The 18,295-nt window shown below is 67.0% G+C and carries 19 protein-coding genes; 17 read left to right on the top strand and 2 right to left on the bottom strand.

Going from position 1 to position 18,295, the window contains the following annotated elements:
• The first annotated feature begins 30 nt into the window (after window positions 1–30).
• The 17 genes from VF167_13290 to VF167_13210 all read left to right on the top strand — a co-directional run bounded on the left by VF167_13290 (window position 31) and on the right by VF167_13210 (window position 16,151).
• A complete protein-coding gene (locus VF167_13290) occupies window positions 31–1,188 on the top strand; it encodes an aminotransferase class V-fold PLP-dependent enzyme (GenBank protein ID HEX6926389.1) in 1,158 nt (385 codons plus the stop codon).
• Window positions 1,189–1,201: 13 nt separating this feature from the next.
• Window positions 1,202–1,798, top strand: a complete 597-nt coding sequence (locus VF167_13285; protein HEX6926388.1) for a hypothetical protein — start codon at window positions 1,202–1,204, stop codon at window positions 1,796–1,798.
• Between the two features lie 6 nt (window positions 1,799–1,804).
• Window positions 1,805–3,166: a sigma-54 dependent transcriptional regulator gene (locus tag VF167_13280; protein ID HEX6926387.1), complete on the top strand. Its 1,362-nt coding sequence runs from the start codon at window positions 1,805–1,807 to the stop codon at window positions 3,164–3,166.
• Between the two features lie 152 nt (window positions 3,167–3,318).
• The gene (locus VF167_13275) at window positions 3,319–4,854 is read left to right on the top strand and encodes an aldehyde dehydrogenase family protein (GenBank protein ID HEX6926386.1); all 1,536 of its coding nucleotides are present in this window, start codon (window positions 3,319–3,321) and stop codon (window positions 4,852–4,854) included.
• Window positions 4,855–5,065: 211 nt separating this feature from the next.
• On the top strand, window positions 5,066–5,902 hold the full coding sequence (gene lepB, locus VF167_13270) for a signal peptidase I (GenBank protein ID HEX6926385.1): 837 nt from the start codon (window positions 5,066–5,068) through the stop codon (window positions 5,900–5,902).
• A 206-nt stretch (window positions 5,903–6,108) separates the two neighbouring features.
• The gene (locus VF167_13265; protein ID HEX6926384.1) at window positions 6,109–6,951 is read left to right on the top strand and encodes an RNA polymerase sigma factor RpoD/SigA; all 843 of its coding nucleotides are present in this window, start codon (window positions 6,109–6,111) and stop codon (window positions 6,949–6,951) included.
• 424 nt (window positions 6,952–7,375) lie between these two features.
• Window positions 7,376–7,804, top strand: coding sequence for a 50S ribosomal protein L13 (gene rplM / locus VF167_13260; protein HEX6926383.1), 429 nt, complete (start codon window positions 7,376–7,378; stop codon window positions 7,802–7,804).
• A 177-nt stretch (window positions 7,805–7,981) separates the two neighbouring features.
• On the top strand, window positions 7,982–8,407 hold the full coding sequence (gene rpsI / locus VF167_13255; GenBank protein ID HEX6926382.1) for a 30S ribosomal protein S9: 426 nt from the start codon (window positions 7,982–7,984) through the stop codon (window positions 8,405–8,407).
• 223 nt (window positions 8,408–8,630) lie between these two features.
• On the top strand, window positions 8,631–9,506 hold the full coding sequence (gene rpsB, locus VF167_13250) for a 30S ribosomal protein S2 (GenBank protein ID HEX6926381.1): 876 nt from the start codon (window positions 8,631–8,633) through the stop codon (window positions 9,504–9,506).
• A 144-nt stretch (window positions 9,507–9,650) separates the two neighbouring features.
• On the top strand, window positions 9,651–10,244 hold the full coding sequence (gene tsf / locus VF167_13245; GenBank protein HEX6926380.1) for a translation elongation factor Ts: 594 nt from the start codon (window positions 9,651–9,653) through the stop codon (window positions 10,242–10,244).
• Window positions 10,244–10,975 carry a UMP kinase gene (gene pyrH, locus VF167_13240; protein HEX6926379.1) on the top strand — a complete coding sequence of 244 codons (732 nt, stop codon included), beginning with the start codon at window positions 10,244–10,246 and terminating at the stop codon, window positions 10,973–10,975. Before tsf ends, pyrH begins: the two co-directional genes overlap by 1 nt.
• 14 nt (window positions 10,976–10,989) lie before the next feature.
• The gene (frr, locus tag VF167_13235) at window positions 10,990–11,541 is read left to right on the top strand and encodes a ribosome recycling factor (protein HEX6926378.1); all 552 of its coding nucleotides are present in this window, start codon (window positions 10,990–10,992) and stop codon (window positions 11,539–11,541) included.
• Window positions 11,542–11,543: 2 nt separating this feature from the next.
• Window positions 11,544–12,287, top strand: a complete 744-nt coding sequence (locus VF167_13230; protein HEX6926377.1) for an isoprenyl transferase — start codon at window positions 11,544–11,546, stop codon at window positions 12,285–12,287.
• 10 nt (window positions 12,288–12,297) lie between these two features.
• Window positions 12,298–13,155 carry a phosphatidate cytidylyltransferase gene (locus tag VF167_13225; protein HEX6926376.1) on the top strand — a complete coding sequence of 286 codons (858 nt, stop codon included), beginning with the start codon at window positions 12,298–12,300 and terminating at the stop codon, window positions 13,153–13,155.
• Window positions 13,152–14,303, top strand: a complete 1,152-nt coding sequence (gene dxr, locus VF167_13220) for a 1-deoxy-D-xylulose-5-phosphate reductoisomerase (protein ID HEX6926375.1) — start codon at window positions 13,152–13,154, stop codon at window positions 14,301–14,303. Before VF167_13225 ends, dxr begins: the two co-directional genes overlap by 4 nt.
• On the top strand, window positions 14,297–15,643 hold the full coding sequence (gene rseP, locus VF167_13215; GenBank protein ID HEX6926374.1) for an RIP metalloprotease RseP: 1,347 nt from the start codon (window positions 14,297–14,299) through the stop codon (window positions 15,641–15,643). Before dxr ends, rseP begins: the two co-directional genes overlap by 7 nt.
• A gap of 124 nt (window positions 15,644–15,767) precedes the next feature.
• Window positions 15,768–16,151: a TraR/DksA C4-type zinc finger protein gene (locus VF167_13210; protein ID HEX6926373.1), complete on the top strand. Its 384-nt coding sequence runs from the start codon at window positions 15,768–15,770 to the stop codon at window positions 16,149–16,151.
• A 60-nt stretch (window positions 16,152–16,211) separates the two neighbouring features.
• Here VF167_13210 and VF167_13205 read toward each other — a convergent pair whose 3' ends face one another.
• Entirely contained in the window at window positions 16,212–17,033 is an 822-nt protein-coding gene (locus VF167_13205; GenBank protein HEX6926372.1) for an MBL fold metallo-hydrolase, read from the bottom strand.
• A complete protein-coding gene (locus VF167_13200; GenBank protein ID HEX6926371.1) occupies window positions 17,030–18,292 on the bottom strand; it encodes a putative sugar nucleotidyl transferase in 1,263 nt (420 codons plus the stop codon). Before VF167_13200 ends, VF167_13205 begins: the two co-directional genes overlap by 4 nt.
• Between the last annotated feature and the right edge of the window lie 3 nt (window positions 18,293–18,295).

Raw genomic sequence — 18,295 nt, 5'->3', positions numbered from 1 at the left:
GCGGTTGCAGGCCGAGCGCGGTTTCGTCGCATGAGCGAGCCTGTCTACCTCGACTTCGCGGCTACCGCGGCCGTCCGCCCCGTCGAGGTGGTGGAGGCGGTCACGCGCTACCTCCACGACGTCGGGGCCACTCCGGGACGCTCAGGGCACGCGCGCGCCGTGGAGGCGGGTCGCATCGCCCTGCGCTGTCGCATGGCGCTCGCCGAGCTGTTCGGCATTTCCGGCGACCCCGGGCGGATCGCCTTCCAGTTCAACGCCACCCACGCCCTGAACACCGCCCTGCACGGGCTCCTCTCTCCGGGCGACCGCCTGGTGCGCACCCACTACGACCACAACTCGGTGCGTCGGCCCGCTGTAGCGCTCGCGCGATTCGGGGTCGAGGTGGTGGTGCTCGCCGGTTACGAGGATGGGCGGATCGATCTCGACGAGGCCCGCGCCCTGATTGCCGGATCGCGTCCCGCCCGCGTGGTGGCGCTTCCGCACGTCTCGAACGTGCTCGGCCAGCGGCTGCCGGTTCGCGCGCTGGCGGACCTGGCGCACGAGGTGGGCGCCGTGGTCGTGCTCGACGCGGCGCAGAGCGCGGGACACCTCCCGGTGAACGTGGAGCGGGAGGGCGTGGATCTACTCGCCTTCACCGGCCACAAGGGCCTGCTCGGCCCGCAGGGGATCGGGGGGCTCTGGGTCCGCGAAGGGATCGACGTTCGACCCTTGCTGCGAGGAGGCACCGGGGGGGACTCGCTCCTGGAGGAGATGCCCGAGGCGTACCCCGACCACCTGGAAGCTGGGAGCGGCAACGGTCCGGGGATCGCCGGGCTGCTCGCGGGGGTAGAGTGGCTCTCGCGGCGAGGGATCGAGGCGCTCCACCGGTCGGAGCAGGCGCTGAAGCAACGGCTCCACGCCGGACTCGCACGAATTCCGGGGATCAGGGTACGATCGCCGCTGGATCCCGAGGGCGTGGGCATCGTGACCTTCACCTCCGAGCGGATGGCCGCCGCGGACCTCGCCGCTCGCCTGGAGCGGGAGCACGGGGTCCAGTGTCGTGCCGGATTGCACTGCGCTCCCGAAGCGCACCGGGTGCTCGGCACGCTGGAAGAGGGTGCCGTTCGCTTCTCCCTGGGGTGGGCGAGCACCCAAGAGGATGTGGAGCGGGCGATCGCCGCCGTAGCCCGACTGCACGAACCCCTGTAACGGCACAGTCGATATGAGATTTGTCGGCGCACTGCTGGTGCTGCTCCTGCTCGTGGGCGGGGCGGCGTGGTTGTACCGCGACTCCCTCCCGTTCCTGGGCGACTCCGAGCCCGTCGAGGTTTCCCCCGAGGCGGCCGAGCAGGCGGCTGAGAAGCTGGAACGCCTCCGCTCCGAAGGCGAAGAGATCCGCCTCAACTCCGTCGAGGTGAGCAGCCTGTTGCGCTACCGCGGCTCGGAATGGACGCCGACGGTGATCCGTGATCCCGATGTCCGCATGAGCGGCGACACCCTGGTGGTCGCCGCGACCATCCCGACGGAGCGTATCCCCTCGCATCCCGACCTGGATCGGGTCCGTGGCCTACTACCGGACAGCGGTCGGGTGGAGCTGGAGGGAAGCCTTCGCATGCTGGACGACGGCCGGGTGGCGCTCGCCGTGGAGCAGGTGGAGTTCGCGGGAATCCCGATCCCGGAGCGATACTACGCACCCATGCTCGAGCGGCTGGGGCGCAGCGACGAGCCGGGTCTCGCACCCGACGAGATGGCGCTCACGCTGCCCGAAGGAGTGTCCGAGGTGCGGGTCGAAGAAGGTTATCTGATTCTGGTACCCTGACGCGGAATGGCTCGAATTCTGGTCGTCGACGACGAAGAGGGAATCCGTCGCGTTCTCAGCCAGTTGCTGGAGTACGAAGGGCACGAGGTGCGTTCGGCCGCTGGCGCCGCCGAATGCCTCGCTGCGTACCCGGAATTCCGTCCTCATCTCACCTTTCTGGACGTGAAGATGGCGCGGATGGACGGGTTGGAGACGCTCACCCGGCTGCGAGAGCTCGATCCTGGTGCGCTGGTGGTGATGATCAGCGGTCACGGGACGATCGAGACCGCGGTGGAGGCCACCCGCAGAGGCGCCTACGACTTCCTCGAGAAGCCGCTGGACACCGACAGGATCCTGGTTCTCCTGCGTAATGCCCTGCAGCAACGGGGTCTGCTCGAGGAGAACGCTCGTCTGCGCGGCGAGGTGGAGAGCCGCTACGAGATCGTGGGGAAGAGCTTCGCTATCCGGCAGGTACTGGAGCGAGTAGAGCGGGTGGCTCCCACCGATGCTCGCGTGCTGATCACGGGGGAGAACGGTACCGGCAAGGAACTGGTCGCCCGGGCAATCCATCGGCTTTCCTCCCGCGCCGCGAAGCCCTTCGTGGAGGTGAACTGCGCCGCCATCCCCACCGAACTGATCGAGTCGGAGCTGTTCGGGCACGTGAAGGGCTCCTTCACCGGTGCCCACGAGGATCGAACCGGCAAGTTCGAGCTCGCCGACGGTGGGACGCTCTTCCTGGATGAGGTGGGCGACATGAGCCTCGCCGCGCAGGCGAAGGTCTTGCGGGCGCTCCAGGAGGGAGTGATCACCCGGGTGGGTGGGGCGAGACCGGTGAAGGTGGACGTGCGCGTCCTGGCCGCCACCAACAAGGATCTGGCGAACGAGATCAAGGAGGGGCGCTTCCGGGAGGATCTCTTCCACCGCCTCAACGTGATCCCCCTGCACGTTCCGCCGCTGCGCGAGCGTCGCGAAGACATCCCCATGCTGGTGCAGCACTTCGCCGAGCTCGCCGTGCGCGAGGCCGCGGTGGGCCAGAAGCAGTTCACGCCCGAGGCGATTGCCCGGCTCCAGCAGATGGAATGGTCGGGCAACGTGCGCGAGCTGCGCAACAGCGTGGAGCGCCTGCTGATCCTGACCGCCGGCCCCACCGTGACCGAGCGGGAGGTGGATCTCTACGTGGGAGGGCGCTCGTCGAACTCCGGGCTGTCCGCCGACCTCCTCTCCTGTACCACTTTCGGTGAGTTCAAGGAAGCGGCGGAGAAGGCCTTCATCCTGCATCGGCTGCGGGAGAACGACTGGAACGTCTCCGAGACCGCGCGCATCCTCGACATGCCTCGCTCGAACCTCTACAAGAAGATCGAGAAGTACGAGCTGGTGAGGGAGGAGTGAGACGGGAGAAGTTAGAAGCTAGGAGCGAGAAGCTAGAATTCTCGGCTTCCTGCTCTCCGACTTTCGGAAGGATCCCCAGCTATGCCGCGACAGCCCGGCGCTCTAAGCCTTCTAGCTTCTAGCTTCCTCACTACTCTTCGTCCGTATTCTGCATGATGCTCCAAGCGCAACCGACCGCCCCGACCAATTCTCCACCGACCTTCAAAAATTTCATCGCCGGCTCCTGGGTCGAGCCCGCCACGGGTGAGTACTTCGAGAACCGCAACCCGGCGCGCTGGAGCGAGGTGATTGGACTCTGGCCTCGCTCGGGGGCGGAGGATGTGGAGCGGGCGGTGGAGGCGGCGCGGGAGGGCTTCGAGAGGTGGAGCCGCACCCCGGCGCCGGAGCGGGGCGCGGTGCTCAAGCGGGTCGGGGACCTGCTGGTGGAGCGCAAGGAGGAGATCGCTCGCGCCGCCACCCGGGAGATGGGTAAGGTGCTCCTGGAGACGCGCGGCGACGTGCAGGAGGGGATCGACACAGCATACTATGCGAGCACGGAGGGGCGCCGTCTCTTCGGGCGTACCGTGCCGTCGGAGCTACGTGACAAGTGGGCACTGAGTTATCGGCGGCCGATCGGGGTCGCGGGGCTCATCACCCCCTTCAACTTTCCCCTCGCCATCCCCACCTGGAAGATGTTCCCGGCGCTCCTCTGCGGGAACGCCGTCATTCTGAAGCCCGCCGAGGACGTGCCCCACACCTGCACCCTGCTCGTGCAGATCCTGGAGGAGGCGGGCATCCCGCCGGGCGTGGTCAACCTGGTGCACGGGTTCGGCGAGGAGGTCGGCGCCGCGATCGTGAGCCACCCCGGAATCCCGGTGATCTCGTTCACCGGCTCGACCGAGACCGGTCGAGCGATCGGACGGGTCTGCGGAGAGATGCACAAACGCCTCTCGCTCGAGATGGGCGGCAAGAACGCGCAGATCGTCCTGGCGGACGCCGACATGGATCTCGCCCTGGACGGCGTGCTCTGGGGAGCCTTCGGCACCACGGGGCAACGCTGCACGGCGACGTCGCGGCTGATCCTGCAGGACGAGATCCACGATTCGTTCCTGGAGCGGCTCATCGACCGTGCCCGGACGCTGCGGTTGGGAGACGGTCTCCTGCCGGAAGTGGAGGTGGGCCCGCTGATCCACGAAGAGGCGCTGCGGAAGGTCGAACGCTACGTGGAGATCGGTCGGGAGGAGGCCGAATTGGTGATGGGTGGTGAGCGGGCGAGCGGCGACGGGCTGGATGATGGTTGGTTCTTCCAGCCCACGATCTTCGTGGATGTGCGCCCCGGATCGAGGCTGGCCACGGAAGAGATCTTCGGGCCCGTGCTGTCGGTGATCCGCGTGCGTGACCTGGACGAGGCCATCCGGGTGAACAACGAAGTTCGCTACGGATTGTCGAGCTCGATCTACACACGGGACGTGCGCTCCGCTTTCCGGGCGCTGGAGGAGCTCGACAACGGGATCACCTACGTGAACGCGCCCACGATCGGGGCGGAGGCCCATCTTCCCTTTGGTGGCGTGAAGGAGACCGGCAACGGCCACCGCGAAGGCGGGTGGGAGGTCTACGAATTCTACTCGGAGACCAAGGTCTGCTACGTCGATTTCTCCGGGAAGCTGCAGCGGGCGCAAATCGACAACTACGCCTCCTCCCCGTACTGATCGGCCTTGCCCGCGCCGTATGGCGTGGTCTTCGCTAGGGCGAAGGGAGGCGACGCCACCCCCCCGAGCCGATTCTCCGCACCCGCGGCCCGAAGTCGAGGCCCCGCAGTCGCGGGTCGGAACGCTCGTTGTGGACGGCGGGTAAGCACGTTGGGTGTGCCCGCGGCACCCTCCTGCCCGTTTCGGCCTGCTTCTTGAATCGAAGGTCTGTATGAGCCGTGACGACCGTCTCTCCTCCGAGGGGCCCCAGTACGATCCGGAGTCGGGTGGCGAAGTTGATGAGGTTCCTGCCCGCCGCATTCCCGCCGAACTCTACCAGCGCGAGCGGTTGCGCACCGCCCGGGAGAGCCGGGGAACGATGTCGCGTGGGCGCTGGATGTGGGAGGGCATAAAGGCGGTCAGCACCGCGATTCTGCTGTTCCTCATCATCCGCACCTTCATCGTCGAGGCGTTCAAGATCCCCACTGGCTCCATGGAGAACACCCTTCTGGTGGGTGATTTCCTGCTGGTCAACAAGGCGGCCTACGGGGCGGAGATCCCGATCACCGGCACGCGAATTCCAGGGTACACCGAGCCGAAGCGGCAGGACGTGGTGGTTTTCCTGCCCCCTCACGATCCGACCAAGAACTACGTCAAGCGAATCGTGGGGCTGCCGGGAGACACGCTGGAGATGCGGGACAAGGTCCTGTTCGTGAACGGGGAGCCGCTGATCGAGCCGTACGTGCGTCATCGCGATCCCTTCACGGACCCGGCGGACGCGCGGATGCGCTGGCAGGCCGACTACCTCGTCGAGGGCAAGGTTCGTCGTAAGGACTATCGGCCCACGCGAGACAACTGGGGACCGATCGTGGTCCCTCCGGGGAAGTACTTCGCCCTGGGGGACAACCGGGATCACTCGGAGGATTCCCGCTACTGGGGGTTCCTGAGCGCGGAGTCGATCCGGGGCCGCCCGATGTTCGTCTACTACTCGTTTGCGCGTGACCCTCTGCATCCGTTGTCGTGGCTCACGGACATCCGCTGGGCCCGCATCGGGGAGCCGATCCATTGACCCTCGCCAGGGGGGCTTGACGGTGCCTGTGACGCCTTTCCATAATCACTTTGGGTTAGCGGCACCGCTGACCATTGTACCATCCTCAAGCTTCCGCTCTCCGCGGAAGCGCGAGCCGATCGGCGAACCGCGGAGTCGCCGACGGTGAAAGTCTCCCGCTCCTCTCCGTACGGCTGCACGGTGTCTTCATGAGTGCCATCCCCTCCATGCGGAAGATTTCCGTCGAGTCCGAGTCGCTGGACCAGTACCTCCGAGAGATCAGTGCCTATCCCCTCATCGATCGCGAACAAGAAGCCGACCTTGCTCGCCGTATCAGGCGCAACGAGGCCGGCGCGCTGGAACGGCTGGTCCGCTCCAACCTCCGCTTCGTCGTGTCGGTGGCGAAGCGGTATCAGAACCAGGGTGTCTCGCTGGCGGACCTCATCAACGAGGGGAACATCGGGTTGATGCGGGCCGCGCAGAAGTTCGACGAGACCAAGGGGATCAAGTTCATCTCCTACGCGGTGTGGTGGATCCGCCAGGCGATCCTGCAGGCCCTCGCGGAGCAGTCGCGCATCGTGCGGGTGCCCCTGAGCCGGGCCGGAACGCTGCACCGGATCGGCAAGCGCTCCTCCTCGCTCACCCAGGAGCTCGGTCGCGAGCCGACACTGGAGGAGATTGCCGAGGAGCTCGACCTCTCCGAGGAGGAGATCAAGCACACCCTGGCGATGGCGCAGACGCACCTGTCGCTGGATGCGCCGCTGGTTCCGGGCGAGGATGGGCAGCTCCTCGACTACGTATCCGACCAGTTCTCCCCCGGCCCCGACGAGGAGCTGTACACCGAGGCGCTGCAGCGCTCCATCGAGGATGCCCTGAACACCCTCAGCGAGCGGGAAGCCAAGGTCCTGCGGCTCTACTTCGGCCTGGGCGACACCGAGCCGCTCACGCTCGAGCAGATCGGCGAGCGCTTCGGCATCACCCGCGAGCGCGTGCGCCAGATCAAGGAGCGGGCGCTGGCGAGGCTGCGGCATCAGTCGCGAGCGAGGTTCCTCGAGACTTTCCTCCAGTAGGCCGCAAGGTGACAAGGTGACAAGGTGAGGCCGTCGCCGTTGTCAAACCGCCCGGTCCCGACAGCCCGACAATCCGGCCAGAGCATCAGCGAGAGGGATTCGCACGTTTCATGGCATCTGAGCGAAAGTGCGGATCCTTTGCTTTGCCTCGGGATGGCTCCTCACCCGTTCACCTTGTCACCTTGTCACCCCTCCTCGTCTCCCTGACCGCCCCGCCCCCACCCCCCACCGCCCGCCGCTCGCCTCCCCCGTTGCCTTGACACTCTCCAGCCGTTTCCCTATCATTCCCGTCTGTCTCTCGCCAGAAGATCTGTTCCCGCTCGGGGGCGGATTGGCGTTTTTTTGTGTCATTCGGACCGACGCGCGAGAGCCAGGCGCGGAGGGCATCTCCGAGCAGCGCGCGGCTTTACGACCTCAGATCCCGATGAAGACTTACTCCGTGAAGGCCGGGGAAATCGAGCGGAAGTGGTACGTGGTGGATGCCCGGGGGAAGGTTCTCGGGCGCCTCGCCTCGGAGGTGGCCCGCATTCTCCGGGGGAAGCACAAGCCGATCTACTCGCCGCACCTGGACACGGGTGACTTCGTGGTGGTGATCAACGCCGAGGCGATCGAGGTCACGGGCCGCAAGGCGGACCAGAAGACGTACTTCCGCCACTCCGGGTACATGGGCGGCGAGAAGCACATCCCCTACCGCCAGATGCACGAGAAGCATCCGGAGCGTGTCATCGAGCTCGCGGTGAAGGGAATGCTTCCGAAGAACGCGCTGGGCCGGCAGATGCGGCGCAAGCTGCGCGTCTACGCGGGCTCGGAGCATCCGCATCAGGGGCAGAACCCCGAACCTCTCACTTTCTGATTCTTCGGTATGGCGAACGAGAATTCGGACGTGGTCTCCCCTGAGGAGCCGCAGGAGACGAACGAGACGGCCACCCCGGCGCCGCAGCCGGTGCCGCCGGCTCCCGCCGCTGCTGCTCCCGCTCCGGCCGCGGCAGCGCCGGCTCCTGCCGCGGAGGCGCCGGTCGTGCCGACGCCGGTGGCGCGTCGTCGCAGCGCCGATGGCGCGGGCGCGCAGGGCGAGCAGTACCACGGCCTCGGCCGTCGTAAGAGCTCGGTCGCGCGCGTCTTCCTGCGTCCAGGCGAGGGGCGCTGGACGGTCAATGGTCGCAGCCTGGAGGAGTATTTCCCGCGCGCAGTGCTCCGGCAGTCCATCGTGCTCCCCCTTACCGTTACCGAGACGCAGGACCGCTTCGACGTGAAGGTGAACGTGCGCGGCGGTGGGCAGCGCGGACAGGCGGACGCGGTTCGCCTCGGCCTCGCCCGGGCCCTGCTGAAGGTCGACGAGGACTTCCGCTCGCGCCTGCGCAGCCAGGAGCTCCTCACCCGCGACCCGCGCGAGGTGGAGCGCAAGAAGCCGGGCCGCCCCAAGGCGCGCAAGCGGTTCCAGTTCTCGAAGCGGTAAGAGGGTTATCCGTTATCCGTTTTACGTTATCCGTTTCGCGGTCTGCCGCGAAGTAGCCTCAGCGAACGGATAGCGGATAACGGATAACGTCCTTCAACCAATCACACTCGCCTGACGCTGCGTCGGGTGCCGCCTGCGGGCGGTCGGCGCAACGGATGACGGCGGTGGAAGAATCAACCCAATGGGTCGCCCGGCGACCCGCACCACAGGAGCAGTTCCCTTCATGTCGACTGTCCCCGAGATCCAGGAGCTCCTGGAAGCCGGTGTCCATTTCGGCCACCAGACCAGCCGCTGGAACCCGAAGATGCGCAAATTCATCTTCGCGGAGCGCAACGGCATCTACATCATCGACCTGCGCAAGACCCAGCGGCAGATCGAGCTGGCCCAGGAGCTCGCCCGGCAGGTCATCTCCCGTGGGGAGCGGATTCTCTTCGTCTGCACCAAGAAGCAGCTTCGCCCGGTGATCCAGAGCGAGGCCGAGCGCTCGAACTCGTTCCACGTCACCGAGCGCTGGCTCGGGGGGATGCTGACCAACTTCTCCACCATCAAGAAGCAGATCCGCCGGCTGCGCGAGCTCGAGCGCGGTCAGGAGGAGGGCGCCTTCGACTTCTACACGAAGAAGGAGCGCCTCATGCTCGACCGCGAGCGGGAGAAGCTGGACAAGTACCTCTCGGGGGTGAAGGATATGGCGCGCCTCCCCGGCGCGATCTTCGTCGTTGACGCCAAAAAGGAGCGCATCGCCGTCAGCGAGGCGAACAAGCTGGGAATTCCGGTCATCGCCATCGCGGACACCAATGCCGACCCGGATCTGATCACGGTGCCGATCGCCGGCAACGACGACGCCATCCGCTCCGTCAGCGTGATCAGCAAGGCGATCGCTGACGCGATCATCGAGGCGCGCGCCGCGCTGCCCGCGGAGGAGCGTCGCCGGGCGGAGGAGGTCGAAGCGACCTCGTACTCCACCGAGACCGGCGAGACCGCTCCCGTGGACGACGATCGTCGCGGCCAGCGGCGCCGGCCCCGCCGCAAGCGTCGGCCGAAGCCGGAGGTCATCGCCAACCTGCGTGGCGGAACGGAGGAAGAGGGCGAAGAGGAGTAGTTCCGCGCCGGAGTTCAGGAGCCGCGCGATGGGGCCACCGGGAAACCGTGCGTGGCCCCATCGTGTGCATGGACCTCGGAGCTGCAATCACGACCGCGCGGGTGGCGCGGTGATTCAATAGATCACTCATACCGGGATCAGCCAATGGCCATTACTGCACAGGACGTCAAGGAACTTCGCGAGCGCACCGGCGCCGGGATGATGGAGTGCAAGGCGGCGCTCACGGAGGCCGGCGGCGACATGGAGAAGGCGATCGACATCCTGCGCGCCAAGGGCGCGGCCAAGGCGGCCAAGCGCTCCGCCCGAGAGGCGACCGAGGGTGCCGTCGGCAGCTACATCCACATGGGCGGCAAGATCGGCGTCCTGGTGGAGGTCAACTGCGAGACCGACTTCGTCGCTCGCAATGATGAGTTCCAGCAGCTGGTCCGCGACGTGGCCATGCACATTGCCGCCAGCAACCCGGTGGCGGTGCGGCGCGAGGACATCTCCCCCGAGATCGTCGAGCGGGAGCGGGCGGTCTATCGCGAGCAGATGAAGGAGTCGGGAAAGCCCGAGCACATCTGGGACAAGATCATCGAAGGGAAGCTCGACAAGTTCTTCCAGGAGTCGGCTCTGCTGGAGCAGCCCTTCGTCAAGAACCCTGACATCACCGTGGGCGAGCTGGTCACGCAGGCCTCCGCGCGGACCGGGGAGAACATCGTCGTCCGCCGGTTCGCCCGCTTCGCTCTCGGCGAGTAATGGCTGCCGAGCCCGGACGGGATCTCGTCTATCGCCGCCTCCTGCTGAAGCTCTCCGGCGAGGCGCTCGCCGGAGAGCAGGGGTTTGGCATTTCACCTCCCGTCATCGACAAGATCACCGAAGAGATCAAGCAACTCCACGAGATGGGGGTGGCCCTGGGGCTGGTGATCGGGGGTGGGAATATCGTCCGCGGCACCATCGCGAGCCAGCAGGGGATGGATCGCGTCTCGGCCGACTACATGGGGATGCTGGCGACGATCATCAACGCCCTCGCGATACAGGACGTCCTGGAGCGCAAAGGGGTGGAGACGCGGGTGCTCACCGCCATCCGCATGGAGCAGCTCGCCGAGCCCTATATTCGTCGCCGAGCGCTGCGTCACCTGGAAAAGGGACGGGTGGTGATCTTCGCCGGCGGAACCGGCAACCCCTACTTCTCTACCGATACCGCCGCCGTGCTGCGCGGGATCGAGATGGAGGCCGACGTCATCATCAAGGCGACCAAGGTGGAGGGGGTCTATACCGCCGACCCGGTGAAGGACCCATCGGCTGAGTTCATCCCGGAGATCTCCTTCAGAGATGTCATGGCTCGCGACCTCCAGGTGATGGATGCTTCCGCGATCTCATTGTGTAAGGAGAACGAGATCCCGATCATCATCCTGAACTTGATGGAGCCCGGCCTGGTGGCCCGCGCGATCAGCGGCGAGCGGGTCGGGACGCTGATTCGTCCCTGAACTCTCGATCCCCCATGCCCAGCCTGCAAGAAGCCAAGCGTCGAATGGAGAGCGCCGTCGAAGCGGTGCGGCGCGAGTTCGCGTCCGTCCGAACCGGCAAAGCCACGCCTGCGCTGCTCGATACGGTGCGCGTGGAAGCGTACGGCTCGCACGTGCCACTGAATCAGGTGGCGACCGTGAGCGCACCCGAGCCGCGGCTGCTGGTCATCCAGCCGTGGGACCGCGGGATGATCGGGCCGATCGAAAAGGCGATTCAGACCTCCGATCTGGGACTCAATCCGTCCAACGACGGTAAGGTCATCCGGGTGCCCATTCCGCCCCTCACCGAAGAGCGGCGTAAGGAGTACGTGCGGCTCCTCCACAAGATGACGGAAGAGGGACGCGTCGCCGTACGGCAGGCGCGCAAGGATGCCAACGACGACATCAAGCGGCGGCAGAAGGACGGCGAGCTCTCGGAAGACGACGCTCGCCGCGAGCAGGACGAGGTGCAGAAGTTGACGGATCGCTACATCCACCAGTTGGAGGAGATCCTGAAGCACAAGGAAGCCGAGGTCATGGAGGTCTGAGGATGCCCTCCGACCGGCTCGCGCAGATCAGGATCAGCGGCGACGTACCCCGGCACGTCGCGATCATCATGGACGGCAACGGCCGCTGGGCGAAGGCCCGCGGCCGGCCTCGCGAGTTCGGTCACCGCGCAGGAATGGTCGCCGTGCGGGAGGTGGTGGAAGGGTGCATCGAGGCTGGGATCCCCGTGCTTACCCTCTACGCTTTCTCCCAGGAGAACTGGAAGCGACCCCGAGGAGAGGTTCGGGCACTGATGAGCCTGCTGGAGCTGTACGTGCGGAAGGAAGCACGTGAGCTGCGGGCGCGAGGGGTGGAGGTGCGAGCGTTGGGGCGCCTGGAGCGACTCAGTCCGCGCACGCGCGCCGCGCTGGCGGGAATCATCGAGAGCACGGCTGGCGGTCCGAACCTGCAGCTCAACCTCGCCATCAGCTACGGCGGGCGGGCGGAGATCGCTGACGCTGCCCGGGCACTGGCGGAGCGCGTCGCTCGCGGCACCCTGGTGCCCGAGGAGATCGACGAGGCGCTGGTTGGCGACCACCTCTATACCGCGGGAACGCCCGATCCCGACCTGCTCATCCGCACTTCCGGCGAGCAGCGCATCTCGAATTTCATGCTGTGGCAGCTCGCCTATACGGAGCTGCACATCAGCCCCATTCTCTGGCCCGATTTCAAGCGGGAGGACCTGTTCGCGGCGGTGCTGGACTACCAGCGTCGCGAGCGTCGGTTCGGCGGCGTCGTCGCCGGCTGAGGGGCGGCACGTGACCGAGACCACCCAGCGGGTAGCCGTTGCCGCGGTGGGAATCCCCCTTGCCGTAGCGGTGGTATACGCTGGGGGCTGGATTCTGGCACTGCTGATCGCGGCGATCGTGGTGGCGGGGTCCCTGGAGTTCTACCGCATGGCGGAGCATCGGCAGGCGCGCCCGCTCATCGCGGCCGGTTTGCCGCTCGCCGTCGCCTTCGTGTTGGTGGCCGCGGCGAACCCGCAGGCCGGACCGGTGAGCTTCGGCCTCGTCATCACCATCGCCACTCTCGTCGTCACCGCGCTGGCGATCTGGACCCGAGGCGTCGAGGGCCAACCACTTCTCTCCATCTCCACCACCCTCACCGGTGCCGTCTACACCGGAGGCCTGCTGAGCTTCGGTCTGTTTTTGCGACACCTCCCCGGAGTCGAGGGGGCCATTCACGGCACTGCCCTGGTGTTCGCGCCAGTCCTGCTGACCTGGACGAGCGATACCTTCGCCTTTTTCGTCGGGCGCCGCTGGGGGCGCACCAAGCTCATCCCGCGGGTGAGCCCCGGCAAAACCGTACAGGGAGCCATCGGCGCGGTGGTGGGGAGCGTGCTGGTGGCGATCGCCTACACCCGGGTGCTCGAGGCTTTCCCCACCTACCGACCGACCATGTTCGAGGGGGCGATCTTCGGCCTGGCGATCTCCATCGTGGCGCAGATCGGTGACCTGGTGGAGTCACTGCTCAAGCGAGATGCGGGGGTCAAGGACTCCGGGAAGCTCCTGCCCGGGCACGGAGGCGCGCTGGACCGCTTCGACTCGCTGCTGTTCACGCTGCCCCTCGCCTATCTCTTCTTCCGCTTCTGGGTTGGAACGGGAGTAGCGGGATGAAGAAGGTCGCCATCCTCGGCGCGACCGGCTCCATCGGAGCCAGCGCTCTGGCCGTGCTTGCACAGCACCCTGATCGCTATCGCCCGTCTGTGCTGACGGCCCACAGCAACGTGGAAGCGCTGGAAGCGCTCGTGCGCCAGTGGAAGCCGGAGCTGGCCGTGGTGGCGGACGCTGCGGAGCAGCCCCCCCGGCACGAGGGGGGGACGACCTGGATGTACGGCCGCAAGGCGCTGCTGGAGGTGGCGGCCGACCCGCGCAACGACATCGTGCTGAACGCCCTGGTGGGCGCCGCGGGGCTGGAGCCGACGCTGGCGGCCTTGCGAGCCGGGAAGCGGGTAGCGCTCGCCAACAAGGAGTCGCTGGTATGCGGCGGGGAGCTGGTGCTCGAGGCCGCGGCCAGCGGAGGAGGCGAGCTGATCCCCGTCGACAGCGAGCACAGCGCCATCCACCAGTGCCTCCGTTGCGGTCGCCGAGAGGAAGTGGCGCGGCTGATCCTGACTGCCTCGGGTGGTCCTTTTCGGGGCTTCAGCCGCTCCGAGCTGGAGCGGGTCAAGCCGGTGGATGCGCTGCGCCATCCCACCTGGGACATGGGGGCGAAGGTCACCATCGACTCAGCGACTCTGGCGAACAAGGCGCTGGAGGTGATCGAAGCGCACTTTCTCTTCTCGATCGGGTACGAGCGGATCGGTGCGGTGGTCCACCCGCAGTCGATCATCCACTCCATGGTGGAGTTCATCGACGGCTCGGTGATGGCGCAGATGGGCTTTCCGACCATGGAGCTGCCGATCGCTCACGCGTTCGGCTATCCCGAGCGGATCGAGTACCGGACGCGCCGTTTCGATCCGGTCGCGGCGGGAACGCTCACCTTCGAACCGGTGGATGAGACGCTCTTCCCCGCCTTCGGGCTGGGAGTGCAGGCGGGGCGAGCGGGTCGCGGCGCCCCGGTTGTCTATAACGCGGCGAACGAGGTGGCAGTGGCGGCCTTTCTGAATGGACGGATCTCCTATCCGGCCATTGCCGCGACCATTGGGGAGACCCTCGATCGCTGGCAGGGCGCGGACATCCGCACGGTGGAAGACGTAATCGCCGCCGATCGGTGGGCGAGAGGGACGGCAGAAACCTTCATCGACGGACACGTGCATTGCTGACGACACTGATCGCCTTCCTGATCGTCATCGGGGTGCTGGTCTTCGTTCACGAGTTGGGGCACCTGATCGCGGCCAAGTCGGTGGACATCGCCGTGCCCCGATTCTCCATCGGCTTCGGGCCCCGTGTAACGGGCTTCCGCTGGGGAGAGACGGAGTACGTGATCTCGGCGCTGCCGCTGGGCGGTTATGTGCGCATGGCGGGGATGGAGGATACCGCGGCGCTGGAAGGCGGGGAGGAGCTCGCCCAGGAGCCGTCCGACCGGGACTTCGACGCCAAGCCTCTCTGGGCGCGGATCTGGGTCGTCTCGGCCGGTGTGCTGATGAACTTCCTCTTCGCCATCGTCGTGGTGACGGGTGTGGCGCTCGTCTACGGGGAGTCGATCAACCCCACCACGCGGGTCGCCATCGCCCGGCAGGACAGCCTCCCCGGCGCGGCAGCACCTCTGGGGATGATCCCCACCGGGGCGGAGCTGGAGTCGATCAACCAGGTTCCGGTGGAGAACTGGAACGACGTCCTGGAGCTCTTCGCGGACGCGGGGCCGGGTCCCCTCACCCTCGGCTTTTCCGACGGCCAGACGGTGACTCTGGACCTACCCCAAGAGGAGAGGGTCAGGGTCTCGGTGCTACAACGCATCCAGCCCTTTGCCGAGCCGTTGATTGGTGGCGTGAACACCGGATCTCCTGCCGATGTGGCAGGGATCGAGGAGGGAGACCGGGTGATCGAGGCGGATGGGCGGCCCATCCGCTCCTGGACGGAGTTCGTCGACGTGATCCGCGCCCACCCGGGCGAGGAGGTCGCGCTGGTCGTCCAGCGGGGAGGGGAAGAGATCCCCATCACGGTCACGCCGGAGCCGGTGCAGGAGCAGCTTCCCGAGGGTGAGCGACTGGAGATCGGGCGGCTGGGTGTCTCCCAGCAGCTCGAGCTGGACCACCGGAGGGTAGGGCTGGGGGAGGCGCTGCGGCAGGGTTGGGAGACGACTTGGGGCACCAGCACGGCCATCGTGCGTCTGGTGGGTGACCTGTTTACCGGAGACGCCTCTCCTCGCAGCCTGGGGGGACCGCTCACCATCGGGCAGATCTCCGGCGAGACGGCCCGGGCGGGGCTCGAGGTGATGCTGCAGTGGATGGCGCTCCTCTCCGTGAACCTCGCGGTGCTGAACCTCCTGCCGATCCCGGTGCTGGACGGCGGGCAGCTGCTCTTCCTGTTCGTCGAGGCGGTGCGGGGAAGACCGCTCTCCGTCGAACAGCGACTGCGCCTCTCGCACGTGGGGCTGATCATCGTGGTGGGCATCATGGTCTGGGCCATCACCAACGATTTCCTCCGTCTCTTCGGGATCTGAACGGGTCGGAGCTTGTTTTTCTCGTGAGATTGGCCTAAGTTGATAGTTTCTCGGGGGTTTCGGCCTCACCGGTTGGGGCGCCCGTGGTGCCCCGCGTTCAGTTCCAGCCAGGAGCAGATTGCTGATGGACCGGAGCCAGATTGAACACATCGAGCAGCGCCTCTTGCGGGAGCGGGAGCGCGCCCTGAGGTCGCTCGGGCGATTTCAGGAGCAGTCCAAGTTGTCCCGTGATTCGGCGGATTCGGATCTGTCGAGCTACTCCTTCCACATGGCTGATCAGGGAACGGACGCCATGGAGCGCGAAAAGGCCTTCCTTTTCGCGAGCAAGGAAGGCCGGTACCTGTACCGCATCGAGGACGCGCTGCGCCGACTGTATTCCGAACCGGAGAACTTCGGCATCTGTCACAACTGCAAGAAGGAAATCCCCTTCGAGCGCCTGGACGCGCTGCCGCACGCGCGCTATTGCCTGGACTGCAAGCTCCGGGAGGAAGAAGAGGCCGCTGCCTGAGTCGCGGCTCCCTGCCCGAGTTCTGGCCCGCCAGTTGGCGGGCCCTTTTTTTTCCCGCCGCTACAGCAGCGGCAACTGCTCGGGCATCAGCCGGCGCTTCAACCGGTCCACGTCAATGGGGGCGAGCGGCGCCTCCTGGCGGCCGGTGAGCGTAGTCCCGCGGAAGCGGGCCCGCTCCAGCGCCTCGCCCACCACCTCCTCCGCCAGGCGCGGGTCGTTGGCCCGCTCGCTCAGGTGCGCCAGAACCACGCAGGCGAGCCCCGGGTGGCACAGCTCGGTGGCGAGCTCCGCGGCGGCGCGATTCGACAGGTGTCCGTGGCTGCTGGCGATGCGCGCCTTCACCGACCAGGGATAGATCGAGCGGCGGAGGAGCACGTCGTCGTAATTCGACTCCAGCACGAGCAGGTCGCAACCGCGAAGCGCGGCGCGCACGGTGGCAGTCGGACGGCCGAGGTCGGTGGCGATGCCGAGCTTCTGACCCGTATGGCTTTCGGTGACGGTCACCGCGACCGGGTCGACGGCGTCGTGAACGGTGAGGAAGGGGGTGACCTGGAGTGCTCCGATCTGAACCGGCTGCGTCGAGGAGTACGCGGTCAGGCGCTCGTCTCCCCGCAGCAGTCCTCGGCAGGCGAAGCGGGTAGCCTCGGTCAGGTAGAGCGGAATCCCCCAGCGGCGGGCCATTACCCCCATGCCCCGGGTGTGATCGGTGTGGTCGTGGGTGATGAGCAGCGCGTCGATGGATTCCGGGTGCACCTCGACCGCGGCCAGGCGGCGCTCGAGGTCGACGCCGCTGAAGCCCGCGTCAACCAGAAGCCGGGTGGTCCCGGACTCGACGAGGATGGCGTTCCCCGAGCTGCCGCTGCCGAGGACGGTGACTCTCACGCGGCGCTCCCGGGCCGGACCACGTTCTGGCGCCAGATGGCGCTTCGCTCCCAGGCGCGGCGCAGCTGCGCGCGCATGGACTCGGACAGGGCAACCTGGCGGCGGGCCATTGCTCGCTCCACAGTCTCGAGGAAGCGGTCCAGGCGGTATTCCGTCAGGTCGGAGCCGCTGCCCCAGCTGAACGGAGGCACGAAGCGCGGCGGCAGCACCGCTCCCCAGAGGTTGCTCCCCGCGCCGACCACGGTTCCCGTGTTCAGCAGCAGGTCGATGCCCGTCTTCACGTGGTCACCGAGGAGACAGCCCATCTTGATGTGCCCCGTGTCCAGCTCGCCTGACGGGGTCCAGAGCCGGACCGTCCCGTAGTTGTTCTTGAGGTCGCTGTTCGTGGTTTCCGCGCCGAGGTTGACCCATCGACCCAGGTAGGCGTGACCGATGTGCCCGTCGTGCTGCTTGTTGGTGTACCCGAGGCACACGCTCTCGGCGATCTCGCCGCGGATGCGGCAGACAGGCCCGACGCTGACCGGCCCCACCGCTCCGCCCAGCACGGCGGAGCCGGGGCCGATGTAGCTCGGACCGGCCAGACGGGTGAAGGCTCGGACGGTGACGCCCCGGTCGAGCCAGATCGGGCCCTCGGTGGTGTCCAGCGCGCATCCCGGCTCCAGGCGGGCGCCCTCGCCGAGTAAAACCGGGTGGTCGCCCCAGTGAAAGACGCCCGGCGGGAGTGAGGAGCTCTCCGCGGAGGGGTGCAGCGCCTCGATGTCCCGAGCTGCCTGTTCGTGGCTCCGCGGAATCAGGTCCCAGACCCGCTGGATCACCGTACCCGGAAGGCTCGCAACCGGCTCGTCTCCGGACGCAGATCCACCCGGGTCCAGGATGAGCTCCTCCGGTGGCGGCGGATCCCCGGCCGCGGCGTACCAGCCGGCCGGCTCCTCACCGATCAGAACAGGTCCCGAACGCGGTGGCAGACTCCAGGTCGCGCGCACCGACCAGGCCGGCACCGCCCGAGAGAGCAGGTAGAGCCGCGGCAGGTTGACGTCCGTCTCCGGGGTCACCTGGACGGGTGGTGCGCCCTCCTCCTCGAAACCGAGCAGGTGCTCCGCCGCGACGTGAGCCGTGCAGCGGCCTCCGAAGATCCGTTCCGCGCGCTCGCGAAAGGTGAGCGCACCAAAGAGCAGCTCCCCGGCCGGCCGCGTGAGCGCGAACGGTTCCCAATCCCGCGCGACGCGGTCGTCGAAGAGGATGATGGCGAGGCTGTCCATCGG

The sequence above is a fragment of the Longimicrobiaceae bacterium genome (assembly GCA_036375715.1).
In the GTDB taxonomy this organism is placed as follows: Bacteria; Gemmatimonadota; Gemmatimonadetes; order Longimicrobiales; family Longimicrobiaceae; genus DASVBS01.
This window is presented reverse-complemented; position numbering and strand designations above follow the sequence as displayed.